At 71.8% G+C, this 19999-nt stretch carries 15 protein-coding genes; 8 read left to right on the top strand and 7 right to left on the bottom strand.

The genetic code is table 11. From position 1 onward, the window contains the following. Positions 1–18 precede the first annotated feature (18 nt). From OHB41_RS15770 to OHB41_RS15760, 3 genes are all read left to right on the top strand, one after another. Positions 19–1104, top strand: a complete 1086-nt coding sequence (locus OHB41_RS15770) for a sialidase family protein (protein WP_266698795.1) — start codon at positions 19–21, stop codon at positions 1102–1104. A 46-nt stretch (positions 1105–1150) separates the two neighbouring features. Beyond that, complete coding sequence (gene npdG / locus OHB41_RS15765; protein ID WP_266698794.1) at positions 1151–1855, top strand: NADPH-dependent F420 reductase; 705 nt, start codon at positions 1151–1153, stop codon at positions 1853–1855. Positions 1856–1967: 112 nt separating this feature from the next. After that, positions 1968–2183 (top strand): hypothetical protein, encoded by a 216-nt coding sequence (locus tag OHB41_RS15760; RefSeq protein WP_266698793.1) that lies wholly within the window; start codon positions 1968–1970, stop codon positions 2181–2183. Here the strand turns inward: OHB41_RS15760 and OHB41_RS15755 are convergent. Next, on the bottom strand, positions 2173–2973 hold the full coding sequence (locus OHB41_RS15755; protein ID WP_266698792.1) for a site-2 protease family protein: 801 nt from the start codon (positions 2971–2973) through the stop codon (positions 2173–2175). The genes OHB41_RS15760 and OHB41_RS15755 overlap by 11 nt on opposite strands. Before the next feature lie 203 nt (positions 2974–3176). Between OHB41_RS15755 and OHB41_RS15750 the strand changes: the two genes are divergently transcribed. Then, positions 3177–6575, top strand: a complete 3399-nt coding sequence (locus tag OHB41_RS15750) for an AfsR/SARP family transcriptional regulator (RefSeq protein ID WP_266705888.1) — start codon at positions 3177–3179, stop codon at positions 6573–6575. A 36-nt stretch (positions 6576–6611) separates the two neighbouring features. Here OHB41_RS15750 and OHB41_RS15745 read toward each other — a convergent pair whose 3' ends face one another. The 3 genes from OHB41_RS15745 to panB all read right to left on the bottom strand — a co-directional run bounded on the left by OHB41_RS15745 (position 6612) and on the right by panB (position 9543). After that, positions 6612–7436, bottom strand: a complete 825-nt coding sequence (locus OHB41_RS15745; RefSeq protein WP_266698791.1) for an ABC transporter permease — start codon at positions 7434–7436, stop codon at positions 6612–6614. Then, entirely contained in the window at positions 7433–8461 is a 1029-nt protein-coding gene (locus tag OHB41_RS15740; RefSeq protein WP_266698790.1) for an efflux ABC transporter ATPase subunit, DrrA-related, read from the bottom strand. Before OHB41_RS15740 ends, OHB41_RS15745 begins: the two co-directional genes overlap by 4 nt. A 194-nt stretch (positions 8462–8655) precedes the next feature. Further along, positions 8656–9543: a 3-methyl-2-oxobutanoate hydroxymethyltransferase gene (gene panB, locus OHB41_RS15735; RefSeq protein WP_266698788.1), complete on the bottom strand. Its 888-nt coding sequence runs from the start codon at positions 9541–9543 to the stop codon at positions 8656–8658. A gap of 402 nt (positions 9544–9945) precedes the next feature. Here panB and OHB41_RS15730 point away from each other — a divergent pair, with 402 nt between their 5' ends. The 4 genes from OHB41_RS15730 (at position 9946) to OHB41_RS15715 (ending at position 14952) form a co-directional block, all read left to right on the top strand. Continuing rightward, positions 9946–11538, top strand: coding sequence for an MFS transporter (locus tag OHB41_RS15730; protein ID WP_266698787.1), 1593 nt, complete (start codon positions 9946–9948; stop codon positions 11536–11538). 112 nt (positions 11539–11650) lie between these two features. Then, positions 11651–12271: a TetR/AcrR family transcriptional regulator gene (locus OHB41_RS15725; protein WP_266698785.1), complete on the top strand. Its 621-nt coding sequence runs from the start codon at positions 11651–11653 to the stop codon at positions 12269–12271. 220 nt (positions 12272–12491) lie between these two features. Beyond that, entirely contained in the window at positions 12492–13529 is a 1038-nt protein-coding gene (locus OHB41_RS15720; protein WP_266698784.1) for an endonuclease/exonuclease/phosphatase family protein, read from the top strand. Between the two features lie 199 nt (positions 13530–13728). After that, positions 13729–14952 carry an MFS transporter gene (locus tag OHB41_RS15715; protein WP_266698783.1) on the top strand — a complete coding sequence of 408 codons (1224 nt, stop codon included), beginning with the start codon at positions 13729–13731 and terminating at the stop codon, positions 14950–14952. Positions 14953–14956: 4 nt separating this feature from the next. On the opposite strand, the gene OHB41_RS15710 is transcribed toward OHB41_RS15715, so the two are convergent. From OHB41_RS15710 to OHB41_RS15700, 3 genes are all read right to left on the bottom strand, one after another. Then, positions 14957–17002, bottom strand: coding sequence for an NAD(+) synthase (locus tag OHB41_RS15710; protein ID WP_451289683.1), 2046 nt, complete (start codon positions 17000–17002; stop codon positions 14957–14959). 168 nt (positions 17003–17170) lie between these two features. Beyond that, positions 17171–19111 (bottom strand): S53 family peptidase, encoded by a 1941-nt coding sequence (locus OHB41_RS15705; protein WP_266698780.1) that lies wholly within the window; start codon positions 19109–19111, stop codon positions 17171–17173. Between the two features lie 263 nt (positions 19112–19374). After that, positions 19375–19998 (bottom strand): DUF305 domain-containing protein, encoded by a 624-nt coding sequence (locus tag OHB41_RS15700; protein ID WP_266705886.1) that lies wholly within the window; start codon positions 19996–19998, stop codon positions 19375–19377. Position 19999: the final 1 nt, after the last annotated feature.

Below are 19999 nucleotides of genomic sequence, written 5' to 3'. Positions count from 1 at the left end.
GTGGGGCAGAGCCCGCCCATGACCGAACCGAACGCAGCGACCAGCGTCCCCTTCCGCGCGGGGACCGAGGGCCGGGCGAGTTTCCGGATCCCCGCCCTCGTCGTCACCCGCGCGGGCACCCTGCTCGCCTTCTGCGAGGGCAGGGTCGACTCCGCCCAGGACCACGGCCGCATCGCCGTCGTCCTGAAACGGTCGACGGACGGCGGCCGCACCTGGGGTGGGCTGCAGACCGTGGCCGAGAACGGGAACGACCTCGCGGGCAACCCCGCCCCCGTCGTCCTCGACACCGGCCGCATCCTGCTCGTGCACGTCCGCGCCGCGGCCACCGCCACCGAGGACGCCATCCTGCGCGGCAGGGTGAGCGCCGCCGACGGCCGTCGCGTGTGGGTGCAGTACAGCGACGACGACGGCGTCACCTGGTCCGCGCCGCGGGAGATCACCCCGCAGGTGAAGAGAACGGGATGGCGGTGGTACGCGACCACGCCGGGGCACGCGATCCAGCTCACCACCGGCCGCGTGGTCGTGCCCGGCAACCACACCCTGCCGCCCACCGGCACCGACAACGGCACGGAGGGCCGGTACAACAGCGGCCACTGCCTCCTCAGCGACGACCGCGGCGCGAGCTGGTACCTCGGCTACCTCGACGAGAACACCGACGGATACGTCAACGCGAACGAGACGACGGCCGCCGAACTCCCCGACGGACGTGTCTACTTCAACACCCGCAACGACTCCCCGTCGCCGGGCTGCCGCGCCGACGCCCACTCGGCGGACGGCGGGCGGACCCTGCTGAAACCCTTCCGTCCGCAGGCGGGGCTCGTCACCCCGGTGGTCCAGGGCAGCGTCCTCCAGCTGCGTGATCCCGACCTGCTCCTGTACGCGGGCCCCGCCGACCCCGCCGCCCGCGCCCTGATGACGGTCCGTGCCTCCGCCGACGGCGGCACCACCTGGCGGCCCGTGCACACGGTCGACGGACTGCCCGCCGCGTACTGCGATCTGGTCCGCGTCGACCCGGAGACCGTGGGACTCCTCTACGAGACCGGCGACTTCGGCCCGTACGAGACGATCACCTTCCGGCGTGTCCCGGTGACCGCCCTCACCTGAGCACCCGCAGCCCCCGTGGCGGGATCCGCGCACGTAAGGTCGGCCCATGACCTCTACTGACAGTGCACAGAAGGCTCCCGCCAAGGACCCCTGGGACCTGCCCGACGTCTCCGGGCTCGTCGTGGGCGTGCTCGGCGGCACCGGTCCCCAGGGCAAGGGCCTGGCCTACCGGCTCGCCAGGGCCGGCCAGAAGGTGATCATCGGTTCGCGTGCCGCTGAGCGGGCGCAGGCCGCCGCCGCGGAACTGGGGCACGGTGTCGAGGGCGCCGACAACGCCGAGTGCGCCCGGCGCAGCGACCTCGTGATCGTCGCCGTGCCGTGGGACGGGCACGGCAAGACCCTGGAAGCCCTGCGCGAGGAACTGGCGGGCAAGCTCGTCGTCGACTGTGTCAACCCGCTCGGCTTCGACAAGAAGGGCGCCTACGCCCTGAAGCCGGAGGAGGGCAGCGCCGCCGAGCAGGCCGCGGCCCTGCTGCCGGACTCGCGGGTCACGGCCGCCTTCCACCACCTCTCCGCGGTGCTCCTCCAGGACCCGGAGATCGAGGAGATCGACACCGATGTGATGGTCCTCGGCGAGGAGCGCGCGGACGTCGAGCTCGTACAGGCGCTCGCCGGGCGCATCCCCGGCATGCGCGGGGTCTTCGCGGGCCGGCTGCGCAACGCCCACCAGGTCGAGTCGCTGGTCGCGAACCTGATCTCGGTGAACCGGCGCTACAAGGCCCACGCGGGCCTGCGGGTGACGGACGTATAGCGGCCGCACGGGCCCGGGGCGGGCGTGGGGCACGGGCGTGGGGGGCACGGACATGGGGGACACTGGACGCCGCAGCACCAGCGATCCGTCCGTCTGTCAGGAGCCGTCCCCCATGTCCGCCTCGCCCTCGTCCGACCCGACCCGGCGACTCGCCTACTACGCCCTCGCGGTCTGTGTCCTCTCCGTCGCCGCGGCCGTGGTCTCCTTCGTCCAGGGCAGCTGGCTGGGGATCGTGTGGGTGCTGCTGGCCGGTCTGTCGTCCAACATGACCTGGTACTACGCGCGGCGCGGCCGGACGCGCCGCCGGTCCGGGTCCGTCACCGGCTGACGGTGCAGAACTGGTCGGCGCTGTCCCAGAAGCGGTAGAGGTTCTGGCCGCAGTAGCGGTGCAGGTCGTCGATGCCGAGGCCGCCCAGGATGGAGTAGATCGCGTCGAAGAACGTCGTGTTCACCGACGGGATCCACAGCACCGCGAACACGGCGAGCAGGCCGAACGGTGCGAACGGCTCCACCTGGCGGCGGACGCCGTACGACAGCCAGGGCTCGATCACGCCGTAGCCGTCCAGGCCCGGGACCGGCAGGAAGTTCAGGATCGCGGCCGTGACCTGGAGCAGCGCGAGGAACGCCAGCGCGTACTGGAAGGCGGGCGGCACGCCGTCCAGCGCGTGCAGCCAGAACGGCGCCGTGCACACCACCGCGAACAGCACGTTCGTCAGCGGGCCCGCCGCCGAGATCAGGCTGTGCTTCCAGCGGCCCTGGATGCGGCCCCGCTCGATGAAGACCGCGCCGCCCGGCAGGCCGATCCCGCCCATGATCACGAAGATCACCGGCAGCACGATGCTCAGCAGCGCGTGCGTGTACTTCAGCGGGTTGAGCGTCAGGTAGCCCTTGGCGCCGATCGAGATGTCGCCGCTGTGCAGGGCGGTGCGCGCGTGCGCGTACTCGTGCAGGCAGAGCGAGACGATCCACGCGGCCGTCACGAACAGGAACACGGCCACACCGGGCTGCTCGGCGAACCCGGTCCAGGCCGCCCACCCCGTCACCGCCATCACGGCCACGATCCCGACGAAGACGGGGCTGATCCTCCGGTCGCTGCGACGGGACGCGGCGGTGGTCATGGGACTCCCTGGACTGGTACGCGTGTGCTGGGCCTGCCCGACCGTACCGGGCTCGGACGGAAAACGTCTCGCGATCGGTCGTTGGTTCCGGAGAGGGTGGGCCCACGGCCGTACGGGGACGGAGGCGTTCGACTCCCGGACCGGACGGGGACACCGGCCCGGCTCGCCGTACCCGAAGCCCGCACTTGATGTCACCGGAGACAATGGACCCCGTGCGCTACCGCATCCTCGGAACCACTCAGGCACTCCGCACCGACGGCACGGCCGTCCCGGTCGGCGGGGCGCGACTGCGTGCCCTGCTGACCGTGCTCGCGCTGCGGCCGGGCCGGACCGTGCCCGCCGCCGTCCTGGTCGACGAGGTGTGGGACGACGACCCGCCCGCCGACGCGCCCGCAGCCCTGCAGGCGCTGGTCGGAAGGCTGCGCCGGGCGCTCGGCGCGGGCGTGGTGGACTCGGTCGACGGGGGCTACCGGCTCGTCGCGACCCCCGAGGACATCGACCTGCACCGTTTCGAGCGGCTCGCGGGGGAGGGCGCACGCGCGCTCGCCGACGGCGACCCCGCGAAGGCGGCCGTGATCCTCGACGACGCCCTCGCGCTGTGGCACGGGCCGGCCCTGGCCGACCTACCGGACCGCACCGCCGAGTCGGCCCGCTGGGAGACCCGCCGCCTCGACGTGCGCCGCGCCCGCCTCGGCGCCGCCCTGGAACTCGGCCACGCCGAACAGTCCCTGCCCGAGCTCACCGCCCTGTGCGACCTTCACCCCCTGGACGAGCCCCTGCACGCCCTGCGGCTGCGCGCCCTGCGCGACGCGGGCCGCCCCGCCGAGGCCCTGGCTGCCTACGAGTCGCTGCGCGCGCTGCTGGCCGACCGGCTGGGTTCCGACCCCGGCCCGGAGCTCCGCGCGCTGCACGGAGAGCTGCTGCGCCCGGCCGGTCCGACACCGCCCCCACGGCCCCCGGCGCACGCGGGCGGCACCGACGTCCGCACCGCGCCCGCGCGACCCACCCCCGCGCCGACCGGGCACAGGCCCGCACCCGCGTCGCCCGTCCCCGCGGCCGGGGGAGGTCCCGCCGCCCCCGTCGCGTCCGCGCCGCCCGGCAACCTCCGCGCCCGGCTGACCTCGTTCGTCGGGCGGCAGGCCGACATCGACACCATCCGGGGCGACCTCGCCTCGGCACGGCTGGTGACCCTGCTCGGTCCCGGCGGCGCCGGGAAGACCCGGCTGTCGCAGGAGGCGGCGGAGGCCGTCGCGTCCGGGGCCCGCGACGGGGTGTGGCTGGCCGAACTCGCGCCGATCGACGACCCGAAGGCCGTGCCCGACGCCGTACTCACCGCCGTCGGAGCCCGTGAGACGGTGCTGCGCGGCGCCGGCGCCGAGGAGATGCGGGCCGCCTCCGACCGGCACGACGACCCCCTCCACCGGCTCGCCGAGTACTGCTCCAAGCGCGACATGCTGCTCATCCTCGACAACTGCGAGCACGTGGTGGACGCCGCGGCGCACCTGGCCGAGGAGCTGCTGGAGCGGTGCCCGGGGCTGACCGTGCTGGCCACCAGCCGTGAACCCCTCGGCGTACCGGGGGAGTTGCTGCGGCCCGTGGAACCGCTGCCGGAGCCGTTCGCGCTGCGGCTGTTCGCCGACCGCGGGGCCGCCGCCCGGCCGGGCTTCCGGATCGACGCCGACGCCGGGACCGCCGAGGCCGCGGCGGAGATCTGCCGCCGGCTCGACGGCCTGCCGCTCGCCATCGAACTCGCCGCCGCCCGGCTGCGGATGCTCACCCCGCGGCAGATCGCCGACCGGCTCGACGACCGGTTCCGGCTGCTGACCTCGGGCAGTCGTACGGTGCTGCCGCGCCAGCAGACCCTGCGGGCCGTCGTCGACTGGTCCTGGGACCTTCTCGACGGGGACGAGCGGGACGTCCTGCGGCGGCTGTCGGTGTTCGCGGGCGGCTGCGACCTCGCCGCCGCCGAGGCCGTCTGCGGCCCGGCGGTCCTGGAGGCGCTCGGCTCGCTCGTCGACAAGTCCCTCGTCGTCGCGGCCCCCTCCGGCGACGGAGCGATGCGCTACCGGCTCCTGGAGACCGTCGCCGAGTACTCCGGTGAACGGCTCGACGAGTCCGGGCAGCGCTCCGCCGCCGAGCGCGACCACCTCACGTACTACCGGGAACTCGCCCGCACCACCGACCCCCAGTTGCGCAGCACCGGCCAGCGCACCGCGATCGAGCGGATGGAACGGGAGTCGGAGAACCTCAGGGCCGCCCTGCAGCGGGCCGTCGCCACCCGTGACGAACAGGAGGCGCTCTGCCTCGTCCTCTCGCTGGCCTGGTACTGGCAGATGCGTGACCTGCGGCTGATGGCCCGCCACTGGTCCCGTGAGGTCATGGCCCTCGGCCCCGACCCCTTCGCCGAGCCCCTGCGGCCGGTCCCCCCGCTGGCCGAGAGCTGCACGGACGCCCCGCCGCCGATGCGCCCCGAGATCCTCGACGAGGCCCGCCGCGGTCTGCATCTCGTCCATCTCGCCTGCATGGACATGGACATGGGCGCCTGGGAGACCCCCGAGGCCAAGGAGAAACTGCGCGCCATCAGCCGGACCTACAGCCCGGGACTGCCGCAGACCTGTCGCAGCCCCGGCAACCTCTGGTTCTACGCCGTGATCATGACGGGCGACATGGACCGGATGCGCGCCGTCATCGACGAGACCGTCCGCACCTGTCGCGAGCTCGGCTACGCGTGGGAGCTGGGCGTCGCCCTCCAGATGCGCGCCAACGTCCTCGCCAACCGGGCCACCTGGGCGGGTGACGCGGTCCGGGACGCGGACGAGGCGCTGGAGATCTTCACCCGGATCGGAGACGCCTGGGGGGCCGCCGAGGCGCTCTCGGCGCGCGGCGAGGCCCATGAACGCCGGGGCGCCTACCGGCTCGCGGCCGACGACTACGCCCAGGCGATGACGTACGCCGAAGGGCTCGGCGCGCACGCGCAGACGGCCGTGCTCAGCACCCGGCTGGGCGGCGTCCTCATCGAGTCCGGCGAGTCCGAGCGCGGTGAGCGGATGCTGCGGGACGTGCTGGCCCGGGGTGAGGGCACGCTGAACGAGGCCATGCCCGCCTCCCGGCTCTTCCTGTCGATGTGGCTGGCCCGCAGCGGCCGGGTCTCCGAGGCGCGCGAGCAGATGCGGCTGCTGCGCGCGGACTTCGAGGCCGTCACCTTCGTGGTCTTCGACGGATTCGTGCTGGGCATCGAGGCCTGGCTGGACGCGCTGGAGGGCCTGCACGAGGCCGCCCTGGTGAAGGTGCGCAAGGCGCTGGCGCGGGCGGCCGATCCGCTGTCGCAGGTCATCGCGCCGCATCTGACCTCCGCGCATCTGACCACCGCCGCCGTCGCCCTCACCGGTCTGGACGGCGGCCGTCGGGTGCGTGACGCGGCCGTGCTGCTCGGCGCGGCCGACCGGCTGCTGCCGTCGGGCCACTTCGTGGGCCCGATGGAGGACGAGGTGCGGGTCCGGGCCGAGGCCGGGGTACGGGCCCTGCTGGACGACGGGGCGTACGAGGCCGCGTACGCCGAGGGCGGCGCGCTCTCCGTGGTGGAGGCCGCCGCCCTCGTGTGACGCGAGCCGGAGTCCCGGTCATGACCCGGGCGGACGTCAGCTCTTGGTACGGAACTTGTGGATCGCGATCGGCGCCATGACCACGGTGAGTCCCGCAGTCCAGGCGAGGGTCACCCACAGGCTGTGCGCGACCGGGCCGCCCACCATGAGGCCGCGCGTGGTGTCCGCGAGCGTGGACAGCGGGTTGTAGTCGGTGAAGGCGCGCAGCCAGCCCGGCATGGTCCGGGGCGGCGAGAAGATCGACGAACCGAACTGCAGGGGCATCAGGACGAGGAAGCCCATCGCCTGCACGGACTGCGCGTTCTTCATCGTCACACCGAGGACCAGGAAGATCCACATCAGGGCCGAGCCGAAGAGGACGGCGAGGCCCACGGAGGCGAACAGGCCCGGCCAGTTCGTGATGTCGAAGCCGACCAGCACGCCGACGATCATGAGGATCGTCGTGGCGACGAGCATCCGCATGAGCTCCACCACGATCTTGGCGAAGAGCACCGAGCCCTGGCCGATCGGCAGGGTGCGGAAGCGGTCCATCACACCGGTCTGGAAGTCCTGGTTGAAGCCGGTGCCGACGGCCGTCGCGATGTTCATGGCCGTCATCGCCATCAGACCGGGCACCACGTACTGCACGTACCGGTCCTGCCCGCCGCCGAGCGACTGCCCGATGGAACCGCCGAAGACGTACACGAACAGCAGGGTGAAGACGATCGGCATCAGGACGGCGTCGAACATCGACTCCGGGTCCTGACGGATCCACAGCAGGTTGCGGCGGACGAGGGCGCCGATGTGGCGCGCGTGCGCGCGGGGTGAGATACGCGGGTCGCCCTGGGCGGCGAGGGGGGCATCGGCGACGGCGGTGCTCATGCGGAGACCTCCTCGTAGGCGCGGGCGGGGGACGGGTCCTGCGGGGCACTGGCCTTGTGGCCGGTGAGGGACAGGAACACCTCGTCCAGACTGGGCAGTTCGGTGGAGATGGAGGCGATCGTGATGCCGCGCGCGCTGACCGCGCCGACCACGGCGGTGAGCTGTTCGTCGCTGAGGATCGGCACCACCACGGTGCCGGTCTCGATGTCCACGGCCGTGGCCGCGAGACCGGTGAGGCCCAGCTCGTCGAAGAGGGCGGCCAGCGGACGCAGCTCCAGCGGGTCCAGCGGGCGGATGCGCAGCGTACGGCCGCCCACCCGTGCCTTGAGGTCGTCGATGCGGCCGTTCGCGATGACCTTGCCGCGGTCGATGACCGTCAGCTCGGAGGCCAGCTGTTCGGCCTCCTCCATGTACTGGGTGGTGAGCAGCACGGTCGCGCCGTCCGCCACCATCCGCTTGACCTCCTTCCACACCTCGTTGCGGGTGCGCGGGTCCAGCCCGGTGGTCGGCTCGTCCAGATAGAGGACGGACGGGTTGCCGATCATGGATGCGGCCAGGTCGAGACGGCGGCGCATACCGCCGGAGTACGTCGAGGTGGGGCGCTTGGCGGCGTCGGTGAGGGAGAAGCGCTCCAGGAGCTCGTCGGCGCGCCGGCGGGCCTCCTTGCGGGGCAGGTCGAGCAGCCGCCCGATCATGTACAGGTTCTCCCAGCCGGGGAGCTTCTCGTCGACCGAGGCGTACTGGCCGGTGAGGCCTATCACCCGGCGCAGCTGGCGGGGCTGGGTGAGCACGTCGTAGCCGGCCACCGTCGCCAGGCCGGCGTCGGGGGTGACCAGGGTGGACAGGATGCGGACGAGGGTGGTCTTGCCGGCGCCGTTGGGACCGAGCACGCCGAGGACGGTGCCTTCGTGGACGTCCAGGTCCACGCCGTCCAGTGCCTTGGTCTCGCCGTAGTGCTTGACCAGTCCCCGCACGGTGACGGCGCTGCGGGCGCCGCTGCCGGGGTTCTTGTCGATTCGCGTCATGGCCACAAGATGTCAGTGCCCACCGACAAACCGCCTACAGGGTGCCTACAGCGCTCCGCGGTCACCGACAGGCCGCCGACAGGCCGCCGACAGGGGTACGCACCCCGCCGTCCGGGAACGGCGACAGCCCGCCGACGGGGGAAGTTCGGCGGGCTGTCTTCGTGCCGCAATGGCTCGGTTGGGGCCTGGTGGCGCTAGTGGACGGAGTGCTCCTCGAGGGGGAACGTTCCGCCGACGACGTCGTCGGCGAACGCGCGGGCCGCGTTGCCCATGACCGCGCGCAGATCGGCGTACTGCTTCACGAACTTCGGCACCTTGCCACCGGTGAGGCCGAGCATGTCGGTCCACACCAGGACCTGCGCGTCGGTCTCCGGGCCCGCGCCGATGCCGACGGTCGGGATGTGCAGGGTGCGGGTCACCTCGGCGGCGAGCTCCGCCGGGACCAGCTCCAGTACGACGGCGAACGCGCCCGCGTCCTGGACCGCCTTGGCGTCGCGCAGCAGCTGCTGGGCGGCTTCCTCGCCACGGCCCTGGACGCGGTAGCCCATGGAGTTCACGGACTGCGGGGTCAGGCCGATGTGCGCCATGACGGGGATGCCGGACTCCACGAGCAGTTCGATCTGGCGGTGCGAGCGCTCGCCGCCCTCCAGCTTCACCGCGCCGACCCCGGCCTCCTTGACCAGCCGGGTGGCGGAGCGCAGGGCCTGCACCGGACCCTCCTGGTACGAGCCGAAGGGCAGGTCGCCGACGATCAGGGCGCGGCTGGTGCCGCGGACGACCGCGGCGGACAGCATCGTCATCTCGTCGAGGGTGACGGGCACGGTCGTCTCGTACCCGAGGTGGCAGTTGCCGGCCGAGTCGCCGACGAGCATCACCGGGATGCCGGCCTCGTCGAAGACGGACGCGGTCATCGCGTCGTAGGCGGTGAGCATGGGCCACTTCTCGCCGCGCTCCTTGGCCGCGGTGATGTCGCGGACCGTGATGCGGCGGGTGCTCTTGCCTCCGTACAGCGCCTTGCCGCTGTCGGTGGTGGCCCGCGCACCGTCCACGGGCTGCTTCGGGGCAGTAGAGAGCTGCGTCATCGCAACGGCTCCTTCAGTCATCTCGAGGCGCCCTGACGGCGTCCCCGGATCCCCTCCATGGTGGCACCTCGTGCCACCGGGGGCCAGACCGGGTCGAGCGACACGCGTCTCATCCTCCGCCCCCGGGATCCGTCTTTCCGCGGATTCGTCCCCCGCGGCCCGGCGCTCAGGGGCCGGCTCCAGGCGGTTCGGGGCCGGTTCCGGGGGGTTCGGCTCTCCGGGTTCGGCTCGCGCCGTGCGCCCCGCCGACCGTCCGCCGGCCATCCGTCCGCCCGCCGCTTCACCCGTCGGACGGGCCCGTTCGACCCGTCTGTCCGGTTGGTCCCCGCCGCTTCGTAAGGTCTCCGTAAAGGATTTTCGATACGAGACGGTTCCGTATCGAATCTCGTTACGCTCCCGCCCATGACAACTCCCGCTGCCCCCGCCGAACGGCGTGTGTCCGAAGCGGTGCATCGGCGCCGCTGGGCCATTCTCGGCGTGCTCATGCTCAGCCTGTTGATCGTGGTTCTGGACAACTCGATCCTCAACGTCGCGATCAAGACGATCTCCACCCCGGCACCCACCGGACTCGGCGCCACGCAGAGCGAGCTGGAGTGGGCCATCAACGCCTACACGCTCGTCTTCGCCGGGCTGCTCTTCACCGCGGGCCTCCTCGGCGACCGGCTCGGCCGCAAGAAGGTCCTGCTCGCCGGTCTGGCCGTCTTCGGAGTGGGCTCGGCACTGGCGGCGGAGTCGGGCTCGCCCGTCCAGCTCATCGTCTTCCGCGCCGTCATGGGCTTCGGCGCCGCCTTCGTGATGCCCGCCACCCTCGCCGTCCTCATGAACGTCTTCGAGCGCGAGGAGCAGCCCAAGGCCATCGGCATCTGGGCCGGCGGCGTCGGCCTCGCCATCGCCATCGGCCCCATCACCGGCGGTGTGCTGCTCGCCCACTTCTGGTGGGGCTCGGTCTTCCTGATCAACGTGCCGATCGTGGTCCTCGCGCTCGGCCTGATGTTCTGGCTGGTCCCCGACTCCCGCGACCCGAACCCCGGCCGCGTCGACCTCGTCGGTGTCGTCCTGTCCGTCATCGGGCTCGTACTGCTCGTCTACGGCATCATCAAGGGCGGCCAGCTGGCTTCCTTCACCGACGCGACGGTCCTCGCCACCATCGGCGCCGGAGTCGCCGTCCTCGTCGCCTTCGTCGTCTACGAGAAGCGCAGCGACCATCCCTCCATCGACGTCACGTACTTCAAGAACAAGGTCTTCTCGGCCGCCATCGCCGCCATCGCGCTCGTCTTCTTCGCGCTGATGGGCGTGACCTTCTTCTCCGTCTTCTACACCCAGAGCGTGCGCGGCTACTCACCGCTGAAGACCGGTGTGCTGATGCTGCCGCTCGCCGCCGCCCAGCTCATCTTCGCGCCGCGCGCCCGCCTCGTCGTCGACCGCATCGGCAACCGGGCCACCTGCACGGGAGGCCTGCTGCTGCTCGCCGCGATGCTCGGCGCGTTCGCGACGCTGAAGGCGGACACCCCGATCTGGCTCCTCGAGGTCGTCTTCTTCCTGATGGGCACCGGTATGGCCCACATCATGACCCCGACGAGTGTCGTCATAATGCAGGCCCTGCCGCGCGAGAAGGCCGGCTCCGCCTCCGCCCTCAGCAACGTCTTCCGCCAGGTCGGCGGCGCCCTGGGCATCGCGGTCCTCGGTTCGGTCCTCTCCTCGGCCTACCGCAACGGCATCGAGGACAAGCTCTCCCTGCTCCCGCCCGGCCTGCGTCACACCGCGGGCGAGTCCATCGAGGCCACCCTCGGTGTCGCCGCCAAGCTCGGCCCCCGGGGCGACGCCCTCGTCACCCCGGCCAACGCCGCCTTCCTGCACGCCATGCACGTGACCGCTCTGTGCGGCGCGGGGGTCGCGATCGTGGGCGCCGTCATCGTGGCCCTGTTCCTGCCGGGCCGTCCGCCCACCCGGCAACAGGACGAGGACCGGACGGAGTTGGTGACCGCGGAGCACTGACGGAAGGACGCGGCGGGGCACCTCCACGCATCGGCACCGGGTGCCCCACAGGCCGTACACGCCGTACGCCGGGAAGAAACCACCACGGCAGGACGAAGGAACGGAGCGACACGTGAGCCTCGCGGACAGCCGGGCCAGGCACGACGGTTCCCCTCGGGGACGCCCTCGCAGCGAGGCCGTGGAACGCTCCATCATCGAGGGCGCGATGAAGCTCCTGGAGGACGGTGTCCCGCTCGCGGACATCTCCATCGAACGTCTGGCCCGCACCGCGGGCGTCGGCAAGGCGACCATCTACCGCCGCTGGAGCGGCAAGGAGGAACTCTTCGTCGACGTCATGCGCGCCACCGAGCCCCCGGACGCCGAACTCCCGGGCACCTCGATGCGCGACGATCTGATCGCCCTTCTGGAACCGCTGCGCCAGCGGGGTCTGGCCAGCCGCTCGTCGGCGATGCTGCACAACGTCTACGCCCAGATAAAGACCAGTCCGAAGATCTGGGCGGCCTACCAGGCGACCGTCATCGAACCGCGGCGGCGGACCACCTTCGAGGTCCTGCGCCGCGGACAGCGCGACGGTGAACTCCGTGACGACGTGGACATAGAGGTCATCAACGACCTCTTCGTCGGACCCATGCTGGTGCGTGCCGTGATGCGCCCGGACGCCGAACTCCCAGAGGACCTCGCGGAGCAGATCGTCGACACGGTGCTCACGGGGCTCCGCCCGCCCGGACGTTAGCCCGTCGGTTCGACATTCGTTCACCCGGCCGACCGATGGGCCGAATGTGCGCGTTTCGTCACAGAGGGCGCGCTCCACCCCCGATTCGGAACTCCTGACCCCGAGTTGTTCGTCCTCGTGCCCGTACGGCCGTCATGGGACGGCAGGAACGAGACCGATCATCCCCTAGGGTCGTAACCGCGGGGCTGACGGTGTGCACGGCAGGTTGTGAGGCGACGGTATGGCGCAGGCGTATATGACGGAGACGGGCAGCGGCGGCTCGGGGCCCGAGCGCCGAGGACCCCGGCTTCGACGCCTGTGGGACAAATGGCGCGGCGACCGCGGCATCTGGCGCCGCGGCCTGATCCTCGCCGCGCTCGCGCTGCTCCTCGCGCTGGTGATGCTGCTGCACGCGCAGATCCCGAACCGGATCGGCAACCTCGGCAGTCTCACCGAGACGTTCCTGCCGTGGCTGGGCCTGTTCGTCCCGGTCCTGCTGGTCCTCGCCCTGGTACGGAAGTCCGCGAGCGCCCTGATCGCCGTGCTGCTCCCCGCGATCGTCTGGCTGAACCTCTTCGGCGGGCTGCTGGTCGACAGGACCGGCAGCGGCGGCGACCTCACCGTCGCCACGCACAACGTCAACGCGGAGAACCCCGACCCGTCCGGCACCGCACGTGACGTGGCCGCCTCCGGCGCCGACGTGGTGGCCCTGGAGGAGCTGACGGCGACGGCGGTCCCGACGTACGAGAAGGCGCTGGCCGCCACGTACAGGTACCACTCCGTGCAGGGCACCGTCGGGCTGTGGAGCAAGTACCCGCTGACCGGGGCCAGGCCCGTGGACATCAAGCTGGGCTGGACGCGGGCGATGCGGGCGACGGTGGCGACACCGGACGGCGGCGTCGCCGTGTACGTCGCCCACCTGCCCTCGGTACGGGTGAAGCTGGAGGCCGGGTTCACCGCCCGCCAGCGCGACCGCAGCGCCGACGCGCTGGGCGAGGCGATCGCCGACGAGCCGCTGAAGCGGGTCGTCCTGCTCGGCGACCTCAACGGCACGATGAACGACCGCGCGCTGAACGGCGTCACCTCGCAGATGCGTTCCACGCAGGGCGCGGCGGGCAGCGGCTTCGGGTTCAGCTGGCCGGCGTCGTTCCCGATGGCCCGGATCGACCAGATCATGGTCAAGGGCATCGAGCCGGTGACCTCCTGGACGCTGCCCGAGACCACCAGTGACCATCTTCCGATCGCCGCCCGGGTGAAGGTCGCGGCAACCGGTTCTTAACCTGCTGGAATACTGGGCCTGAGAGAGTTTGTTCCATAGTTGAACTTAAGGAGCCCGTGCACACCGGTGTGCACGGGCGCCTCCGTGCGTGCCGAACGGCCCCGGCCCCGGCCGGCCCGTCCTCCCCGCCCGCCGGCCCGTCGGCTCGCCCCTGCGAGGCCCTCCGCCCCGCCCCTCCGCTCCTTTGAAAGGCCCCTTCATGCCCCTGGCCCTGCTCGCCCTCGCCGTGGGCGCCTTCGGCATCGGCACCACCGAGTTCGTGATGATGGGCCTGCTGCCCGACGTCGCGGACGACCTCCACATATCCATCCCCACCGCGGGACACCTCGTCTCGGCGTACGCGCTCGGCGTGGTGATCGGCGCCCCGCTGCTCGCGGCGGCCACCGCCCGGATGTCCCGCCGCAAGGTCCTGATCGGCCTCATGGTCCTCTTCGTCGCGGGCAACGCGCTCTCCGCCCTCGCCCCCGACCAGCACTGGCTGCTCGCCGCGCGCTTCCTCAGCGGTCTGCCGCACGGCGCCTTCTTCGGCGTCGGCGCCGTCGTCGCCACCGGCCTCGTCGCGCCCGAGCGCAAGGCGCGCTCCGTCTCGCTGATGTTCCTCGGGCTGACCGTCGCGAACATCGCCGGGGTGCCGGTGGCCACGTTCATCGGCCAGCACTTCGGCTGGCGGGCCACCTTCCTCGGGGTCAGCGTGATCGGTCTGGCGGCGATCGCCTCGCTGGCGCTGCTCATCCCGCACGACCACACCCACGCGGCCACCGGCGGCCTGCGCGGCGAACTGGCGGCCCTGCGGTCCCTCCCCGTCTGGCTGGCGCTGGGGACGACGGTGGCCGGCTTCGGCGCGCTGTTCTCCGCGTACAGCTACGTCACGCCGATGCTCACCGAGTCCGCCGGGTACGCCGAGTCCACCGTCACGCTGCTGCTCGCGCTGTTCGGCGTCGGCGCGACGGTGGGCAACCTGGTGGGCGGACGGCTGGCGGACCACTCCTTGCGCGGCACGCTCTTCGGTGGTCTCGCGTCCCTGGTCGCGGTGCTGGCGCTCTTCCCCGTCCTGATGGGGGCGCAGTGGAGTGCCGCTCTCGCCGTCACCCTGCTCGGCACGGCCGCCTTCGTCACCGGCTCGCCGCTCCAGTTGATGGTCATGGAGAAGGCCTCCGCGGCCCCGTCGCTGGCCTCGTCCGCGAACCAGGCCGCGTTCAACCTCGCGAACGCGGGAGGTGCGTGGATCGGGGGGCTCGCGCTGGCGGCGGGCTTCGGCGCCACCTCCCCGGCGCTCGCGGGAGCCGCCCTCGCCGTGCTCGGCCTCGCCGTCGCCGGGGCGGCGTACACGGTCGACCGCCGCCACCGGGCCGCCCAGGCGGTCACCCCCGGCCGTCTGGTCGCCGCTCACGTCCCCGACCGGCAGGAGACCGTGCGCCGCTGAACGGTCAGCCCTCCGTCTCCGGCGGGTCGAAGCGAGCCAGGTCACGCAGCCAGGTGCGGGCCGAACTGTCGGACGGCGCGCGCCAGTCGCCGCGCGGCGAGAGCGAACCGCCCGCCGAGACCTTCGGCCCGTTCGGCATCGCCGAGCGCTTGAACTGCGCGAACCCGAAGAAGCGGCGGCAGAACACCTCCAGCCAGCGCCGGATCTCCGGCAGGTCGTACGCGACCCGCTCGGCCTCGGGGAAGCCGGGCGGCCAGGCGCCCGCGTCCGGGTCGTGCCACGCGTGCCAGGCGAGGAAGGCGATCTTCGACGGCCGGAACCCGTAGCGCAGCACGTGGAAGAGCGTGAAGTCGTGCAGCGCGTACGGGCCGATCTTCGACTCGGTCGACTGCATCTCCTCGCCCGGGACCAGCTCCGGGCTGATCTCCGTGTCGAGGATCGCGGCGAGCGTCCGGTCGGTGTCCTCGCCGAACTGACGGCTTCCGATGACCCAGCGGATCAGATGCTGGATCAGGGTCTTCGGCACACCCGAGTTGACGTTGTAGTGACTCATCTGGTCGCCCACGCCGTACGTGGACCAGCCGAGCGCCAGCTCCGACAGGTCGCCGGTCCCGAGCACGATGCCGCCGCGCTGGTTGGCGAGCCGGAACAGGTAGTCGGTGCGCAGTCCGGCCTGCACGTTCTCGAAGGTGACGTCGTACACGGGCTCGCCGGACGCGAAGGGATGCTCCATCTCCTTCAGCATCAGCCGGGCGGTCGGCGTGATGTCCAGCTCGGCCGCGGTGACGCCGAGGGAGCGCATCAGCTCGTGCGCGTTGCCCTTGGTGTGGTCGCTGGTGGCGAAGCCGGGCAGGGTGAAGGCGAGGATGTCGCTGCGCGGGCGGCCCGCCCGGTCCATCGCGCGGGCCGCGACGATCAGCGCGTGCGTGGAGTCGAGTCCTCCGGACACTCCGATGACGACCTTCGGGCCACCGATCGCCGCGAGCCGCTGCTGGAGCCCCGCGACCTGGATGTTGTACGCCTCGTAGCAGTCCAGGGCCAGCCGGTCGGGGTCCGCGGGCACGAACGGGAAACGCTCGACGCGACGCCGCAGGCCCAGGTCGCCGGCCGGCGGCTCGAGCCGGAACGACACCGTGCGGAAATCGGCGGTGCGGGGGCTGTGGGTGCGCCGGTTGTCGTCGAAGCTGCCGGTCCGCAGCCGCTCCTGCCGCAGCAGGTCGAGGTCGACGTCCGCCACGGCGAACTGGTCGTCGAGCGGGAAGCGGTCGGACTCGGCCAGCATGGCCCCGTTCTCGTAGATCATGGTCTGTCCGTCCCAGGACAGGTCGGTGGTCGACTCGCCCAGGCCGGCCGCCGCGTAGACGTACGCGGCGATGCAGCGCGACGACGCCGAGCGGCACATCAGCTTGCGGTCCTCGGCCCGGCCGACGGTGATCGGACTGCCGGAGAGGTTGGCGAGGACGGTGGCGCCCGCCAGGGCCGCCTCGGCGCTCGGGGGCACCGGCACCCACATGTCCTCGCAGATCTCCGTGTGCAGCACCAGGCCCGGGACGTCGTCCGCGGCGAACAGCAGGTCCACACCGAACGGCACGGACTCCCCGTCGACCCGGATCGTGCCGCCGCGCTCGTCGTCGCCCGCGGCGATCTGCCGACGCTCGTAGAACTCCCGGTAGTTGGGCGGGTACGACTTGGGTACGACACCGAGGACCCGGCCGCGGTGCACGATCACCGCGCAGTTGTAGACCCGGTTGCGGTGGCGCAGCGGGGCGCCCACGACCAGGACCGGCAGGAGTTCCGCCGACCCCGCCACCACGGTCCGGAGCGCCTCCTCGACCTGGTCGAGCAGCGCGTCCTGGAGCAGCAGGTCCTCGATCGAGTAGCCGCACAGTCCCATCTCCGGGAAGACGGCGACGGCGACACCCTCCCCGGCGCACCTGCGCGCCTGGCGCAGGACCGCCTCGGCGTTGGCGGGCGGGTCCGCGATGACGGTGTGGCCCGTGCAGGCGGCGACGCGTGCGAAGCCGTGCTGATAGAGCGACCGGAAGTTCAGAGAAGGCACCCGCCCAGTGTAATCGTCAGAGCGACGCGATGGGGGCCTGGGGCGTGTGGCGGGCCCCATCGACGGCGGACGCCGGGTGCGGAGAGCACCGTGCGGGGCCGGACGCGACGATGCGCCCGCCTCCACTGGAGAGGCGGGCGCATCGACCGTGCACGCCGGTCAGTGACGGCTGAACGAGCTGACGTAGCCCGAGGCGGGGGAACCCACGCCGGTCACGTCGTCGTAGCCCTTCACCGCCGACAGCGAGCTGTCCTTGCCGAGGCTGCGCACGGAGATCAGCAGACCCTCGGACGCGTCGAACGAGTTGGCGAAGTCCACACGCGCCACGGCGAGTCCGGAACCCTTGGGGTTGTCCGTCACGTCGTGGTACGCCTTGGAGCCGTACTTCGCGTAGATCGACGGGTTGGCGAAACCGATCGCCTTGCCGCCGCGCGCCTCCTGGGCCAGGGCCTGGACGGCCGCGATCACCGGCGCGGCGAGCGAGGTGCCGCCGATCCGGTACTCGCTGTACTGCTGCGACCCGTCCGGGAAGGTCTGCGTCTGGCCGACGCGGAAACCGGTGTTGGGGTCGGCGATCGCCGCGATGTCCGGCACGGTACGCATGGCCGTGGTGCCGTTGGCCTTCGCGAGCGCGCTCGGTACGACGCCCTTCTGGTAGAAGGGCTGCGCCACGGTCTTGCTGGTGCCGCCGCCCGCGCCCGAGGTGAACGCGCCCGGGAAGCCGGTCCAGCTCTTGCCGTCGGCCGCGAGCGCGGCCTTCTCGGTGCCCCAGCCGGTCTCGAACTGGTACTTGTCGCCCTTGCCGACCGCCAGCGACGTACCGCCGACCGCCGTCACCCACGCCGAGTTGGCCGGGGTGTCGACCTGCTTCGTACCGGTGTTGGCGACCTCGTCGCCGTTGTCGCCGGAGGAGAAGTAGAAGCCGATGCCCTCGACCGCGCCGAACTGGAAGACCTGGTCGTAGGCGGCGGCGAGGTCCGGGGTCTGGTTGGCCTCGATGTCGCCCCACGAGTTGGAGACGATGTCGGCCAGGTGACCGTCGACGATCTTGCTGAGCGAGTCGAGCAGGTCGTCGTCGTAGCAGGAGGCGGCACCCACGTACGTGATGTTCGCCCCCGGCGCGACCGCGTGCACGGCCTCGACGTCGAGGGTCTCCTCGCCGTACCAGCCGGCCGCGCCGCACTCCTCGGTCTTCGTGTAGGTGCCGGGCAGCACCTGACGCAGCTGACTGGTGGAGTACTTCGCGTCGCCGTGCTTCTTGGCGTACGAAGCCGCGTCGAACGCGATGGTCGGCGAGGCGTACGCGTCGGTGATGGCGACGCGGACACCCTTGCCGGTGTGCTTGCCCGCGCCGTAGGCGGCGCGCAGCTGCTTGCCGGTGTATCCCTGCACCGCGTACGGGATCTTCTTGCCGTACGCGTCCGGCAGCGTGCTCGCGGTGTTCGAGCCGTAGTACGAGGAGAACGGCCCGGCGTTGCGGAACACCGCGTCCGGAGGCGGCAGGGTGTCGTTGTGCGTCGCCTTGTGCGGGGCGTTGTCCAGGCCGGTGACGGTCAGGACGGCGCCGTTCAGGGCGGCCGGGACGGAGGCCGACCCGGCCGGAGCCCGGTAGGTCTTCCCGCCCTTGGCGTAGTTGTGCAGCTGGGTGCCGAACGCCTTCTCGGCGGCGGCGACGTCACCGGTGACGGAGACGTAGTGCTGCGTGCTGCCGGTGACCTTCAGGCCGGCCGACTTCAGCCACGAGGTCACCTCGGCGACCTGTGCCTTGGTGGCGCCGAAGCGGGCCTGCGTCTGCTCGGCGGAGAGGTACTTCCCGTACGAGGCAGACGCCGGGTCGGCGACGGCCTTGGCATACGCGGCAAGGCCGGCGGCGTCCCGGCCCGCGAAGTAGACCCGGGCGGAGACCTGGGAGCTGTCGGACGCTGCCCCCTTGTCCGCCTTCGCCGTGGCCCACGCGGGCTTGGTGCCCGCGAGGGTGTGCCGGCTCGGGCCGGTCGCGGCGTGGGCCGCGGGTATGCCGAGCGCCAGCGCGCCGGCGAGCAGCGGCAATGTCGCTGCCATGCTCACTCCGGCGCGTACTGCAGCGCGATTGGATCTCATAAAACCCCCTGCGATGCGGTTCGTCGCATGTGCGGTCGTCCGTGATGCGCGAGACCGTGCGCCGAACGGAGGGCACACGGAATGGATCACGCTGGGGTCACTCTGGCGATGAACCGTTCATGCAAGGGGAATGAGAAGGCCAAGGAAATGCCAAGTGGACGTGATTGAAGGTCGTTTGGGGCGGTTTGGAGAGGGCCCCTTCCACGGTCATAGGGATATCCCTCGACTTCGTGTGAAGGGGTTCCCCCGCCACCGCGCACGCCCTAGTCGCGTGCCTTCGCGCCGCGCGCCTTCAACAGGTCGGCCATCAGCTTGATTTCGGACTGCTGCGCATCGACCATGCCCTGCGCGAGCTTCTTCTCCACGCCGACCGTGCACTTCTGGACGCAGCCCTCGGCCATGTGGATGCCGCCCTTGTGGTGGTCGGTCATCAGCTGCAGGTAGAGGATCTCGGCCTGCTTGCCCTTCAGCGTGTTCAGCTTCTTCAGCTCGGTGTTGGTCGCCATGCCCGGCATCAGCGCGCCGTCCTTGCCGGACGCCATGTCGCCCATGCCCATCCAGGTCATGGGCGGGTCCGCGGACACCTTCGGCAGCTCCCACAGGTCGAGCCAGCCGAGCAGCATGCCGCGCTGGTTGGCCTGCGTCTGCGCGATGTCGTAAGCGAGCCGCCGTACCTCCTCGTCGCTCGTGCGGTCGCGCACGAGGTACGACATCTCGACGGCCTGCTGGTGGTGGACCGCCATGTCCCGCGCGAAGCCCGCGTCCGCGGAGTCCGCGGCCGGCGCCCTGGTCCCCGGGTCGTCGCTCTCGGCGACCGCGTACGTGATGGCCCCGGCGGCGACCAGCACCGCCGCCGTGGTGCCCGCGATCCAGCCCGCCTGCCTCATC

It is taken from the genome of Streptomyces sp. NBC_01571 (assembly GCF_026339875.1).
In the GTDB taxonomy this organism is placed as follows: domain Bacteria; phylum Actinomycetota; class Actinomycetes; order Streptomycetales; family Streptomycetaceae; genus Streptomyces.
The sequence above is the reverse complement of the archived record's forward strand: the minus strand, read 5'-3'. Positions and strand labels throughout refer to the sequence as shown.